Raw genomic sequence first — 12,867 nt, 5'->3', positions numbered from 1 at the left:
ACCGCCCATCATGTTCCGCCGCCCCATCCTGACCTTGATCCTGCTTCTGCTGCTCGGTGCCGCGGGGGCCGTGCTGTGGTTCGCCGCCTTCCCGCCCCCGGTGACGCCCACGGCGGTGGAACGCGTCATTCCGAATGATCGCTTCCAGGTGAGGTAGCGTGTCCGGCGCGCTGCTCGAAGCCTTCCTGGAGATGATGGCGGCCGAGCGCGGGGCCGCCCGCAACACCACCGACGCCTATCGCCGTGACCTGGAGGATGCGCTGGTCGCCCTGGGCGGCGATTTGGCGACGGCCGACCCCGATTCGCTGCGGACCTATCTGCGCGGCCTGGCCGCCATCGGCCTCTCACCCCGCACCCAGGCGCGGCGGCTCTCCGCGCTGCGGCAATTCTACCGCTTCCTGGCGCGTGAGGGCCACCGCGCCGACGACCCGACCGAGCTGCTGGACAGCCCCAAGCTGCCCGCCCCCCTGCCCCGCGCCTTGACCGAGGCCGAGGTGCAGGCCCTGCTGGCCGGCGCCGAAACCCTGCCCGAGGGCAAGGCCGCGCTGGCCGTGGCCGCCATCGAGATGATCTATGCCTCCGGCCTGCGCGTCTCCGAACTGGTGACGCTGCCCGCCGGCGCGCTGCGCGAGGACACACCGCTGGTCATGGTGCGCGGCAAGGGCGGGCGGGAACGTCTGGTGCCGCTGTCACGCCGCGCGAAGGAGGCGGCGGCCCAGGCACGGGCGGGGCTGGTGGAAAGCACCAAGGGCAGACCGCGCACAGGGCGCTATCTGCTGCCCTCGCGCGGGGCCAATGGCCACATGACGCGGCAGAGCGTGGGGCTGCTGCTGAAGCAGGCGGCCGAGGCGGCGGGGCTCGACCCCGAGCGCGTGAGCCCCCACGTGCTGCGCCATTCCTTCGCCACGCACCTGCTGGCGCGCGGCGCTGATCTGCGCAGCCTGCAGATGCTGCTGGGCCATGCCGACATCGCCACCACGCAGATCTACACGCGCGTGATGGAGGAGAAGCTGCGGGCGGTGCTGGCGGAGCACCACCCGCTCGCGGCGGGTTAGTTCAGGCCCGCACCTGCCGCAGGAACTCCGACGCCTTGCCGCGCAGCGATCCCGCCTGGTCCGCCAGATCATTGGCCGCTTCCAGCACATGGCCGGCCGCGCCGCCCGTCTCGCCCGAGACGCGGCGCACATCCTCGATGCGGCGCGCCACCACGGCCGTGCCGTCGGCGACCAGCGTGGCGCTGCGGGCGATCTCGCGCGTGGCGGCCCCCTGTTCCTCGACGGCGGCGGCGATGGCGGCCGTCACCTCGTTCATGCGCTCGATGGTGGCGGTGATGGAGCGCAACGCCGTCACCGCCTGCTCGGTGGTGCCCTGGATGCCGCCGATCTGCGCCGCGATCTCCTCCGTCGCCTTGGCGGTCTGGGCGGCCAGGTTCTTCACCTCGCTCGCCACCACGGCGAAGCCCTTGCCGGCTTCACCGGCGCGCGCGGCCTCGATGGTGGCGTTCAGCGCCAGCAGGTTCGTCTGGCCCGCGATGTCGCTGATCAGCCGCACCACATCGCCGATGCGCTGCGCGGCCTGGGCCAGGCCCTGCACCGTGCCGTCGGTCGCCCGCGCCTCCTCGGCCGCGCTGCGCGCCACCTGCGCGCCCTCGGACACCTGGCGCGTGATCTCGGCCACCGAGGCGGCCAATTCCTCGGCGCTGGCCGCCACGGCCTGCACATCGGCGCCGGCGCGGGCCGAGGCCTCGGCCACCGCCTCCGCCTCGCGGCCCGACAGCGCGGCAGCCTGGGTCAACCCGTTGGCGGAAGTCTGCATCTGGCCCGCCGCATTGGCCACGGCGTCCACCACGCCACCCACCTCGGCCTCGAAGCTGTCGGCCAGGCGGGCCTGGGCCGTCACCAGCTGCCAGGTGAGCATGGGGCCCATGTAGCGGCCCTCGCGGTCCCGGATGGCGGTGACGTTCAGCTCGATCACCTCGCCGCCCAGGCTGATGCGGGTGCGGTGCGGCAGGTGGCGGTCATCCACCATCATCTCGCGCTGGTGCGCGGGGTTCTTGTGGAAGACATCCATGCTGGCGCCCATCAGCGCATCGGCCTTCACCGGCAGCACATGCTCCACCGCGCGGATCACGCGCACGGCCTCGGGGTTCACATAGGTGATGCGGAAATCATCCTGCGGGTTGGCCGTCATGACGCCCAGGTTGAGCTGCTCCAGCATCTGGCCCTGGGCGAAGGCCTTGCGGACCTCGCCACGCAGCCCTTCCAGCGCGCCGGCGATGCGGCCGATCTCGTCCTGGCGGTCCTGGTGCGGCACGCTGGCCGCGGTGTCGCCCGCCGCGATGTCGCGGATGGCGCCGGCCAGCCGCGCCAGCGGCGTGGCGATGGCCCGGGTGGTGAGGAAGGCGAAGGCCAGCATGAAGGCCACGATGACGCCGCCCGTCACCACCACCACCTGCTGCAGCACGGAGGCGCTGTGCATGGCCTCCGCCGCCAGGTCCTCGCTGCTGGCGCGCAGCCCCGCGCCCGCGGTGTCCAGCGTGGCCATCAACGCCTCGCGCGCCGGCGCCAGGCGTTCGGACTGGAGGGTCGCGATCTCGGCGTTGCGCGTCGCCAGCGCCTCGGCCGCGCTGGCCACGGCGGTGCCGGCATTGGTCAGGCGTTCCGCCTCGAAGCGCATGCTCTCCGGCACCTGGGAGGCGAAGCGCCGCCCATGCACGCGTGACTGCGCGGCCGCGCGCCGCAGCCGGTTGACCGCCCCCGCATCCCCGGTGGCGAGATAGCGCTGCGCGCTGAGCCGCGACTCATTCACCGCCTGCACATAGGTGTTCAGCGTGTCGCGCAGCTCCTCGCGCTGCTCGCCCTCGGCGGCGAACTGGACATTGGCGTTGGAGGCCTCCACCGCATGGTCGAAATCGGGCTGGCGGGCGAAGAACTCGCCGTCGCGCGTGGCCAGCAGCGCGGCGCGCGCCTGCACCAGGGCGGCGGCCAGCGCCTCCAGCTCCCGCAGCCGGGCCTCGGCGGCGGAAAGTGCCGCCAGCACGGCGGGGCCGGCCGTGCCCGCGCGCTCCCGCGCCGCGCCCAGCGCGGCGGTGGCATCGGCCAGGGCGCGGCGCTGGGCCTCCGCCTCCCGCTCCAGCTCGGGCGTTGACTGGGCCAGGACCACGCCACGTTCGTGGCTGTAGGCACGCCAGACCCCCTGCCCGACCTCGATGGAGTATTGCCTTGCCTCGCTGCCCTGCCGCGCCTCGCCATTGGCGCGCTCCAGCTGGTTGGCCTGGAACATCACGGCCGCGGCGAGCGCCGTCAGCAAGGTGATGGTCAGGCCCGCGCTGATGGACAATTTCGTCGCGACACGCAGGTTATTGAACAGACGCATGGGTTTTCCTCGCAGGCCGATCCCGCAAATCATTGCGCCCGCCTGCTTAAGCGAGGATGAACACCACCCCCTCGACAGGCCGGGCGACCCCGCCCAACTTGCGGCCACAACCGGAGGCCCCCGCCCATGATGTTCGATTTCGAGAAGATGTCCCCCGCCGACTGCTACAAGCTGGTGGTCAGCACCGTGGTGCCGCGCCCCATCGCCTGGGTGGTGACGCAGGACGAGGCGGGCGTGGTGAATGCCGCCCCCTATTCCTTCTTCAACGCCTTTTCCTCGAACCCCGTGGTGGTCGGCATCGGCTGCGGCCCGCGCCCCGAGGGCAGCCCCAAGGACACGCTGGCGAACATCAAGGCCACCGGCCAGTTCGTGGTGTGCCTCGTGCCCTATTCCCACATCCAGCACATGAACATCACGGCCACCGACTTCGCCCCCGGCGTGGACGAGCTGGCCGAGGCGGAACTGACCCAGGTGCCGTCCAGCAAGGTGAAGCCGCCCCGCATCGGCGAAAGCCCGGTGGCGCTGGAATGCGAGACCTTCCAGCTGGTCGAGGCGGGGGAGCACACCATCGTGCTGGGCAAGGTCGTGGGCATGCATGTGCGCGACGACGCGGTGATGGACCCCGCCCGCCACTACATTGATACCCCCAAGCTCGACCTCGTGGGCCGCATGCATGGCCGCGGCTGGTATGCCCGCACCACCGACCGGGTGGAGGTGCCCCGCCTGACCATGGCGGAATGGGAGGCCCGCAAGAACAAGAAGGGGTGACCCGCCGGGGCATGGCGGGCCCGGCCGCCTTCGGGTAAGGCTGGGCGAGATGAGAATGCCTCGCACCTTCCCATGGGCGTAACGACCGCCACCCCCAGCATGGCCCGCCCGCGCCGCACCCCGGCCTGGGCGCGGCTGACGCTGCTGGTGGCCCTGGTGCTGGCCATGCCCATCGGGGCGGTGCTGGCGGCGGCCGTGACGCCGGCGGGCGCCGTGTGGTGGCACATCGCCACCACCTTCCTGCCCGAGATGCTGGCCACCACCCTCGTTCTGGGGCTGCTGGTGGCGCTGCTGGCCGGCAGCGCGGGGGCCGTCACCGCCTGGCTGGTCACATGCTGCCGCTTCCCGGGGCACCGGGTGCTGGAGGTGGCGCTGCTGCTGCCGCTGGCCATGCCGGCCTATGTCGCCGGCTATGCCTGGACCTGGCTGATGGACGTGGCGGGGCCGGCGCAGAGCATGGTCCGCGACGTGACGGGGCTGCGCTTCGGGGAATACTGGTTCCCGGAGATGCGCAGCCTGGAGGGGGCGGCGCTGGTGCTCTCCATGGTGCTCTACCCCTATGTGTATCTGCTGTGCCGGGCGGCCTTCCTGGCGCAGTCCACCTGCCTGGTGGAGGTCTCGCGCACGCTGGGCCATTCGCTCTCGCGCGTGTTCTGGCATGTGGCGCTGCCGCTGGCGCGGCCGGCCCTGGCGGCGGGCATCGCGCTGGTGCTGATGGAGACCTTCGCCGATTTCGGCACGGTGCAGTATTTCGGCCTGCGCACCTTCACCACCGGCATCTACGAGGCCTGGTTCGGCATGGCCGACCGGGGGGCCGCCAGCCAGTTGGCCGCCGTGCTGCTGATGTGCGTGGCCCTGTTGCTGGCGCTGGAACATGCCAGCCGCGGCGGCCGCCGCTTCCACCCCATGACCACGCGCCACGCCCCCTTCCAGCCCGTGCCGCTGCGCGGCGTGAAGGCGGCGCTGGCGCTGCTGGCCTGCCTGGCGCCATTGGCGCTGGGCTTCCTGGTGCCGGCGGGCGCGCTGTTTGCCCTGATGCTGGAGGCGGGGGACCCGCTGGCGCCGCACCGCTTCCTGCCCTTCCTGCTGAACTCGCTGACGCTCGCCTCCATCACGGCGGTGCTGGCCGTGATCATCGCCGCCTGGCTGGCCTGGGCGGCGCGGCTGCATCCGGGGCGGGGGCAGCGCGTGGCGAACCGCGTGGTCTCGCTCGGCTATGCCGTGCCGGGCTCGGTCATCGCGGTGGGGGTTCTGGTGCCCTTCGGCCTCTTCGACAACGCGCTGGATGCCTGGATGCGGAGCAGCTTCGGCTTCGGCACGGGGCTGCTGCTGTCGGGCACCATCGTGGCGCTGGTCTTCGCCTATCTCTCGCGCTTCCTGGGCGTGGCCCTGCAGGCGGTGGAAAGCGGGCTGACGCGCCTCAAGCCCTCCTTCCAGATGGCCGCGCGCTCCTTGGGCTGCGGGCCGGGCGAGGCGGTGCGGCGCGTGGAATTGCCGCTCTCGCGCGGGGCCATCTTCACCGCGGCGATCCTGGTCTTCGTGGACACGATGAAGGAGCTGCCGGCCACGCTGATCGTGCGGCCCTTCGACTTCGACACGCTGGCGGTGCGCGTCTACAACCTCGCCTCCGATGAGCGTCTGGCGGAGGCCAGCACCTCCGCGCTGCTCATCGTGTTGGCAGGGCTTCTGCCGGTGGTGGCGCTGACGCGGGCGATGCGGCGGCGGTAGCGTCGGATCGTCTTCGGTGCAGTCACCGAAGACGTTAATCCGCCGCGTCAGCAAGCAGGCGCAAGCGCGCGATGGCGATCACCGCCCGCGCCTCGCGCGTCAGCGCGTAGTTGTCCAGCGCCTCGGGGCGCGCCCAGGCCACCGCGTCCACGTCGTCGCCGGGCCGCGCCTCGCCGCCCGCCCATTCGCCGCAGAAATCCACGATGGTGTAGTGGTAGCGCACGGCGCCCGCCTCATCATGGGTGACGGCGTCCACCACATCGGCCAGCAGCAGGGGGCCGACCTCGATGCCCGTCTCCTCCAGGAGTTCGCGCCGCGCGGCCTCCTGCACCGTCTCGCCCAGATGCTGCGCGCCGCCGGGCAAGGACCAGGAGCCGATGCGCGGCGGCTTCCCACGGCGGACCAGCAGCACCTCCTCGCCCCGGAAGGCGATGACGCCGATGCCGATCCAGGGGCGGTCGGGATATTCGCGGGACATCAGGGCAGCAGATCAGCCAGGCGCGGGACCAGCGCCTTCTCCTTCCAGTCGCCCACGCGGAAGGCCCAGCCCTGCCAGCGCGCGTGCAGCGCCTGGGCTTCAGGGCCGCCATCGGCGCGCAGCACGAGCCAGAGCTGCCCGTCGAGCATTCGCGGCCAGGCGGTGATGTTCACCTCATCGGTGTAGGTGAAGCGCGCCTCGCCCAAAGCCTCGCCTTCGAGGGCGGTGGCGGGGCGGACATCGGTGAAGGTCAGCAGGTCGAAGGCGCGGCCCACATCCTCCAGCGCGGCCGGGGCGGTGCCGGGGGCTTCGGCGGGCGTGGTCACGCGCAGGGGCGCATCCACCTCCCCCGCGCGTTCCAGCACAAGCGGCGGCTCGCCCGTGCGCTGGATTTCGACACGGCGCAGCCGGTCGGGCGCCAGCATGGCGATCTCGCGGTCCACCCAGAGATTCGGGTCGCCATCCGGCACCACGCGGCCTTCCGCGAGCCAGGAGCGCGCCTCGCCCTCGCGCCGCAGGAAGACGGCATCGGGCACCTGCGCCTGCGGGCGCGTGCGGCGCGTGCCGAGGATCACGTCCAGGATTACGCCGCCCTGCGCGTCCACCACGCGCAGCCGCGTGGCGGTGCTGCCCGGCGAGGTGGGGTCGTCCACGCCGAGGCGCGCATGCAAGGCCGGGTCGCTGGTGCGTTCCTCGACGAGGCGCAGTTCGCTCACGCCCGACAGCAACTCCCGCAGCTTGGGCACGCGCGCCGGGTAGAGGGCCAGTTCCTCCACCACCCAGCCCTCGCCCACGCGGAGCATCGTGCTGCGCTCGGCATTGCGGATGATCTCGACGCGAGCCGCCTGGGGCAGCCGCGTGGCCAGGTCCGGGAAGGCCGGCGCGCCGGGCGTGAAATGCCCCGGCCGCTCGCCCGCCGGTGCCAGCAGGATGGCGGTCGCCACGGCGGCGGCGCCAAGCCCGCCGATGACGAGGACGCTGCGCCGCCGCATCACGCGCGCGCCGCCGCGCGACGCCGCGCGCGCAGCAGCCCCAGCACGATGGCCAGCACCGTCAGCAGCAGCGGCACGGCGACGATGTTCAGGAGGCGCAGGTTGCGGTCCAGCGCCTCGATGTCCCGCCGCAGTTCGAGCTGCACCGCGCGCAGCTGTCGGCGCGTGGCCGCGATCTCCTCGCGCGCGTGCTCGATCTCGGCGCGCTGCGCCTCGGTGATGACCACCTGGTTGGTGTTGCGGGCCCCCTCGCCCGGCGTGCCCTGGCGGAGTTCGCGCAGGCGCCGTTCCGTGGCCTGGAGGCGTTCCGTCAGTTGCCGCTCGGTCTGGCGGAACTGCGCGTCGGCGCGGCGGCGGATGTCCTCCACCACCTCGAAGGGCCGCTGGCTTTCCCCGCGCGAACGCAGGCCGATCATGGCGTCGCTGCCCGAGAGGCTGTCGGCCAGGTTCACCACGAAGGGCCCGTTGTTGGAGAAGGGCGCGATGCTCTGCTGCCCGAAGAATTCCTGCACGCGCACCCAGAAGCGGTCTTCCAGAATGTCGCTGTCATGGATGACGACGAGGTTCGCGGGCCCGTTGCTGCGCGCCAGATGGGTGGGGAAACCCTCCGGCCGCGTGGCGCCTTCCGGCAGGGCCGGCGGCCCGTCCTGGAAGGCCGAGAGCAGATTGCCCCGGATGCGCGCCGCGATCACCCGGCGTTCCCCATCGGCGCGGAACTCCGCCAGGATGCGCGTGGGCGAAGGCTCGCGCCGCACCTGCGCCGCGTCCACCAGCATGGATTGCGCGGAGCTGGTCAGCAGCGGGATGAACTCGATGCCCGCACCCTGCCGCGGGCGCAGATGCCCGGCCGAGGCCACGCTCACCTGTTCCAGCAGCGCGGTGGATTGTTCCTCGCGGTTCAAGCTGTCGCCCTGCAGGTTGAACCAGGCCACATAGTCCACCGCCTGCACGCGCTCATTGGGGCCCGCGCGCACGCGCCAGGCGCCGCGCAGGTCGAGCACCACCTGGTCGGCCGGCGCCTCCACGCCCCAGGCTTCCAGCAGCCGGTCGAGGCGCGAGGCGGTGTCGGTCGGCGGCTGGCCGGTGGGGCCGGGGCGGGTCGCCTGCATCTCGCTGTGCGGGTCGATCATCACGATCAGCCGCCCGCCGCGCATGACGAACTGGTCCACGGCGTATTGCGCGGCCTCCGGCAGGTTCTGCGGATGGGCCAGCAGCAGCACCTGCACCTCGGCCGGGATCACCTGGGCGTCATAGCCCAGCTCCTGCACCGTATAGGCCTCGCGCAGCTGGCGGATCACGATTTGGGGTTGGGCGAGCTGCGGCTGGCGCATCATCATCGCGCGCGGATCGCCGCTCAGCGGCAGGGGCGACAGCACGCCCAGAACGGGCTTGGTCGGGTTCGACAATTCAAAGACCAGCCGCGTCAGATCCGCTTCCAAAAAGCGCTCGCGCTCGGGCTGGAAGAAGGGGATGGCGCGTTCGGTGTCCACGAGGTTCGCGCCGGCCACGCCGAAGAAGACCTGCTCACCGCCCTGGTCCAGCGGCACGCCTTGCAGGCCCAGCGCGATGGCGCGGTCCTCCGTCTCGGAGAAGGGCTCGGGGTCGTAGAGTTCCAGTCGCACCATCCCGCGCGAGGCGGCCACATATTCGCGCAGCATGTCGCGCACGCGCTCGGCATAGGCGCCGTATTGCGGGATCTCGGCGCCCAGGCGGCGCGAATAGAAGAAGCGCAGCGTCACCGGGTCGCGCAGCCCCTCCAGCACCTGCCGCGTGCCGGGCGAGAGGGTGTAGAGGCGGTTTTCCGTCAGATCGAGACGCGCGGAGGACAGCAGCCGGTCGGCCAGCAGATTGACGCCCACGGCCAGCAGCAGCGCGGCCAGCACGCCCAATGTCGAGAAGGCAAGACGGGTGCGGCGCATCAATCGGCCTTCCTGTGTTCGAGGATGGCGGCGTTCAGCAGCAGCCAGACCGCGATGAAGCTCGCGAAGAAGATGACATCCCGCGCCGCGATCACGCCGCGCGCGAAGCCCGAGAAACGCTCGGCGACACTGAGCGACCGCGCCACCTCCGCCAGCCAGGGGAGGTTGGTGGAGAGGAACTCCGTCACGATGGTCGAACCCGCCGCGGCGAACAGGAAGCACCCCGCCACGGCGAGGACGAAGGCGATGACCTGGTTGCGCGTCATGGCCGAGATGGCCGCCCCCACCGCGAGATAGGCGCCCGCCACCATCAGGCAGCCGAGATAGCCGGTCAGGATCACGCCATTGTCCGGCTCGCCCAGGTAGTTGACGGTGAGGACCAGCGGGAAGGTCAGCGCCAGCGCCACGGCGCAGAAGGCCCAGGCGGCGAGGAATTTCCCCACGACAGCCTGCCCGGCGGTGATGGGCAAGGTGAGCAGCAGTTCCACCGTGCCCAGGCGACGTTCCTCGGCCCAGAGCCGCATGGTCAGCGCCGGCACCAGGAACAGGAACAGCCAGGGCACGAAGTTGAAGAAGGGCAGCAAATCCGCCTGGCCGCGCGCGAAGAAGCCGCCCACGGTGAAGGTCAGCGTGCCCGACATCACCAGGAAGATCACGATGAAGACGGTGGCGACCGGGGTCGCGAAATAGGCGGCGAATTCGCGCCGCGCCACAGCCAGCATGGCCCTCATGCCGCATCCCTCATGGTCAGGTCCCGGAACACCTCGTCCAGGCTGCGGCCATCCGCCACCAGTTCGGCGGGCGTCGCATCGGCCAGCACCCGGCCGCGCGCGATGATGATGGCGCGGGTGCAGAGCGCGCCGACCTCTTCGAGAATGTGCGTCGAGATGATGATGGCCTTCTGCGGCGCCATCTCGCGGATCAGGCCGCGCACCTCATGCTTCTGGTTGGGGTCGAGGCCATCCGTCGGTTCGTCCAGCACCAGCACCGGCGGGTCATGCAGCAGGGATTGCGCGAGGCCCACGCGGCGCTTGAACCCCTTGGACAGCGTCTCGATGGGCTGGAGGCGCACGCCCTCCAGCTGCGTCAGCGCCATGGCGCGGTCCACCTCGGCCCGGCCCACGCCGCGAATCCGCGCGCAGAAGCGGAGAAAATCCTCGACGGCCATCTCGGGATAGGTGGGCGCGCCCTCCGGCAGGAAGCCCAGATGCCGCTTGGCGGCGACGGGGCGTTCCACCACATCCTCGCCGCAGATGCGCGCCGTGCCCTCGCTGGGCAGCATGAAGCCCGCCAGCATCCGCATGGTGGTGGATTTGCCGGCGCCGTTGGGGCCGAGGAAGCCCACCACCTCGCCCCGCGCCACGTTGAAGGACACGCCCTCCACGGCGGTGAAGCCACCGAAGCGTTTCGTCAGGCCCTCGATCTCGATCAGTGCGGTCACGATGCCCCCTGCATACTCCGGCGCCTCGATTTAAAAGCCTGGGGCGGCAATGCAACCCATGCGGCCGGCCTCACCCCGCGGCCAGATAGGCCGCCGCCTCCTCCTTGCCGAACAGCGCCAGCAGGGTGCGGGCGGCCTGGCCGCGCGGGGTGGTCAGGCCGGGGTCGCGGTGCAGCAGCAATTCGGCGTCCTGCGCGGCCATGGCGATCAGGTCCCGCATGCGGGAGGCGGCGCGCTGGGCCGCGGCCTCGTCCTCGCCGCGCAGGGCCAGTCGGTAGAGAAGCTGGCCGGCCTGGCGGGTGCCCAGCGCATCGCCGCCGCCGCGAATCCGCAAATCCTCCTCCGCGATCACGAAGCCGTCCTCGGTGTCGCGGAGGATGAGCAGGCGTTCCTTCTCCCGCTCGGACAATGCCTCGGAATGGACAAGCAGGCAGGAGGAAGGCCGCGACCCCCGCCCCACCCGTCCGCGCAGCTGGTGCAGGGCGGACAGGCCGAAGCGTTCCGCCTGCTCGATGAGGATGATGGTCGCCTCGGGCACGTCCACGCCGACCTCGATGACGGTGGTCGCCACCAGGATCTGCGTGCGCCCGGCCGCGAAATCGGCGAGCGCGCCTTCGCGGAGCGGCATGTCCAGCTCGCCATGCGCCAGGCCCACGCGGCCCGGAAAACGTTCGGAAAGTTCCGCGAAGCGGGTTTCGGCGGCGATGCTGTCGTCATGCTCGCCGCCGGTGATGGCGCGGACCACCCAATAGGCGCGCTCCCCCCGCGCGAGCGCGGCGTCGAGGCGTTCGATCACGTCAGGCAGCCGGGCGGCGCTGACGACGCGCGTCGCAATCGGCTGCCGCCCGCGCGGCTTTTCCGAAATGCGCGAGACCTGCATCTCGCCCCACATGGTCAATTGCAGGGTGCGGGGGATGGGGGTGGCCGTCATCACCAGCATGTCCGCCCGCACCCCCTTGGCGGCCAGTTCCAGGCGCTGGGCCACGCCGAAGCGGTGCTGTTCGTCCACCACGGCCAGGCCGAGGTCGTGGAACTCCACCCCCTCCTGGAACAGCGCATGGGTGCCGATGGCGAGCTTGATGGACCCGTCCGCGAAGCCGGCCAGCACCCGCCGCCGCTCCGCCCCCTTCACGCTGCCGGCGAGCAGGGCGACGGGCACGGGGCTCAGCGCCTCCAGGGTGCGGAGGTGCTGCCGCGCCAGGATTTCCGTGGGAGCCATCAGCGCGGCCTGGGCCCCGGCCTCGACGGCCTGGAGCATGGCCAGCACCGCCACCAGCGTTTTCCCCGAGCCCACATCGCCCTGCAGCAGGCGCAGCATGCGGTGCGGGGCTTCCATGTCGGCGCCGATCTCGGCCAGCGCCATGGCCTGCCCGGGCGTGGGTTCATGGCCGAAGCGGGCGAGGGCCTGGGCGCGGAGACTGCCATCCCCCCGCAGCGCGCGCCCCGGCACGGCACGGTTGCGTCGCCGCAGCAGGGCCAGGGCCAGTTGGTCCGCCAGCACCTCGTCATAGGCCAGGCGTTCCCAGGGGGCCGCGCCAGGACGGCGCTCGGGCAGGTGCAGGGCGCGGAGGGCAGAGGCAAAATCCGGCCATTTCTCGCGGGCCAGCAGGGGGGCGTCGTGCCATTCGGGCAGGCCGGGCAGCAAGGCGAGCGCGGCACGGATCGCGGGGGCCAGGTGGCCGCGCTTCAGCCCCTCGGTCAGCGGCCAGATGGCCTCCAGGGTCGGCAGGGCGGCCGGGTCCGCCGCCACCTCGGGGTTGATGCAGGAAAACCCCTCCCCCTCCGGCCGGATTCGCCCCGCGATCCAGCGGGGCAGGCCGCGCGGCAATTGCCGCTCCACCGTGCCCAGGAAGCCGCCCATGAAGCGCAGGGTGACGCCCTGTTCGGTGCGGACCTCGATATAGCGGCGGCGGGTGGCGCGGCTTTGCGCGGCGCGGGCGGCCAGCGGCGTCACGGCCAGGATGGCGTCCACCCCCTCCGGCGCCTCCTCCGGCCGGGCCACGGCCACACGTTCGGTGATCCGCTCCGGCAAATGGAACACCAGGTCCAGCACCCGCCCGCCGCCGGCCGCCTTCTCGATCAGCGCCGCGCGCGCGGGCCCGACCCCGGGCAGCGAAGCCAGGGGCGCAAACAGGGCAGAGAGGCTGACAGGATTGAGCACAGGGT

11 protein-coding genes are annotated in these 12,867 nt (G+C 71.8%); 4 read left to right on the top strand and 7 right to left on the bottom strand.

Features of this window, described 5'->3' with window-relative positions:
* The first annotated feature begins 10 nt into the window (after positions 1-10).
* Complete coding sequence (locus tag ICW72_RS14785) at positions 11-157, top strand: hypothetical protein (RefSeq protein WP_191083412.1); 147 nt, start codon at positions 11-13, stop codon at positions 155-157.
* 1 nt (position 158) lies between these two features.
* Entirely contained in the window at positions 159-1,055 is an 897-nt protein-coding gene (locus ICW72_RS14780; RefSeq protein ID WP_191083411.1) for a tyrosine recombinase, read from the top strand.
* Position 1,056: 1 nt separating this feature from the next.
* Here ICW72_RS14780 and ICW72_RS14775 read toward each other — a convergent pair whose 3' ends face one another.
* On the bottom strand, positions 1,057-3,375 hold the full coding sequence (locus ICW72_RS14775; RefSeq protein ID WP_191083410.1) for a methyl-accepting chemotaxis protein: 2,319 nt from the start codon (positions 3,373-3,375) through the stop codon (positions 1,057-1,059).
* A 126-nt stretch (positions 3,376-3,501) separates the two neighbouring features.
* Between ICW72_RS14775 and ICW72_RS14770 the strand changes: the two genes are divergently transcribed.
* The gene (locus tag ICW72_RS14770) at positions 3,502-4,143 is read left to right on the top strand and encodes a flavin reductase family protein (protein ID WP_191083409.1); all 642 of its coding nucleotides are present in this window, start codon (positions 3,502-3,504) and stop codon (positions 4,141-4,143) included.
* A gap of 99 nt (positions 4,144-4,242) precedes the next feature.
* Positions 4,243-5,871: an ABC transporter permease gene (locus tag ICW72_RS14765; RefSeq protein ID WP_191083408.1), complete on the top strand. Its 1,629-nt coding sequence runs from the start codon at positions 4,243-4,245 to the stop codon at positions 5,869-5,871.
* 34 nt (positions 5,872-5,905) lie between these two features.
* On the opposite strand, the gene ICW72_RS14760 is transcribed toward ICW72_RS14765, so the two are convergent.
* The 6 genes from ICW72_RS14760 to recG all read right to left on the bottom strand — a co-directional run bounded on the left by ICW72_RS14760 (position 5,906) and on the right by recG (position 12,862).
* Positions 5,906-6,349: an NUDIX hydrolase gene (locus tag ICW72_RS14760; RefSeq protein WP_191083407.1), complete on the bottom strand. Its 444-nt coding sequence runs from the start codon at positions 6,347-6,349 to the stop codon at positions 5,906-5,908.
* Positions 6,349-7,341, bottom strand: a complete 993-nt coding sequence (locus ICW72_RS14755; protein ID WP_191083406.1) for a DUF4340 domain-containing protein — start codon at positions 7,339-7,341, stop codon at positions 6,349-6,351. Before ICW72_RS14755 ends, ICW72_RS14760 begins: the two co-directional genes overlap by 1 nt.
* Positions 7,341-9,260 (bottom strand): GldG family protein, encoded by a 1,920-nt coding sequence (locus ICW72_RS14750; protein WP_191083405.1) that lies wholly within the window; start codon positions 9,258-9,260, stop codon positions 7,341-7,343. Before ICW72_RS14750 ends, ICW72_RS14755 begins: the two co-directional genes overlap by 1 nt.
* A complete protein-coding gene (locus ICW72_RS14745) occupies positions 9,260-9,991 on the bottom strand; it encodes an ABC transporter permease subunit (protein WP_191083404.1) in 732 nt (243 codons plus the stop codon). Before ICW72_RS14745 ends, ICW72_RS14750 begins: the two co-directional genes overlap by 1 nt.
* Entirely contained in the window at positions 9,988-10,701 is a 714-nt protein-coding gene (locus ICW72_RS14740) for an ABC transporter ATP-binding protein (RefSeq protein WP_191083403.1), read from the bottom strand. Before ICW72_RS14740 ends, ICW72_RS14745 begins: the two co-directional genes overlap by 4 nt.
* A 70-nt stretch (positions 10,702-10,771) precedes the next feature.
* Complete coding sequence (gene recG, locus ICW72_RS14735) at positions 10,772-12,862, bottom strand: ATP-dependent DNA helicase RecG (protein WP_191083402.1); 2,091 nt, start codon at positions 12,860-12,862, stop codon at positions 10,772-10,774.
* Between the last annotated feature and the right edge of the window lie 5 nt (positions 12,863-12,867).

Source organism: Roseococcus microcysteis (assembly GCF_014764365.1).
Classification (GTDB): Bacteria; Pseudomonadota; Alphaproteobacteria; order Acetobacterales; family Acetobacteraceae; genus Roseococcus; species Roseococcus microcysteis.
Note: the sequence above shows the minus strand (reverse complement) of the source record. Positions and strands in the feature narration are given on the sequence as shown.

What these genes read in the sequence shown, in the direction of transcription:
- ICW72_RS14775 (WP_191083410.1), bottom strand. Translation starts at nt 3,375, where the DNA reads ATGCGTCTGTTCAATAACCTGCGTGTCGCGACGAAATTGTCCATCAGC.
- ICW72_RS14750 (WP_191083405.1), bottom strand. Translation starts at nt 9,260, where the DNA reads ATGCGCCGCACCCGTCTTGCCTTCTCGACATTGGGCGTGCTGGCCGCG.
- ICW72_RS14770 (WP_191083409.1), top strand. Translation starts at nt 3,502, where the DNA reads ATGATGTTCGATTTCGAGAAGATGTCCCCCGCCGACTGCTACAAGCTG.
- ICW72_RS14760 (WP_191083407.1), bottom strand. Translation starts at nt 6,349, where the DNA reads ATGTCCCGCGAATATCCCGACCGCCCCTGGATCGGCATCGGCGTCATC.
- ICW72_RS14785 (WP_191083412.1), top strand. Translation starts at nt 11, where the DNA reads ATGTTCCGCCGCCCCATCCTGACCTTGATCCTGCTTCTGCTGCTCGGT.
- ICW72_RS14745 (WP_191083404.1), bottom strand. Translation starts at nt 9,991, where the DNA reads ATGAGGGCCATGCTGGCTGTGGCGCGGCGCGAATTCGCCGCCTATTTC.
- ICW72_RS14755 (WP_191083406.1), bottom strand. Translation starts at nt 7,341, where the DNA reads ATGCGGCGGCGCAGCGTCCTCGTCATCGGCGGGCTTGGCGCCGCCGCC.
- ICW72_RS14765 (WP_191083408.1), top strand. Translation starts at nt 4,243, where the DNA reads ATGGCCCGCCCGCGCCGCACCCCGGCCTGGGCGCGGCTGACGCTGCTG.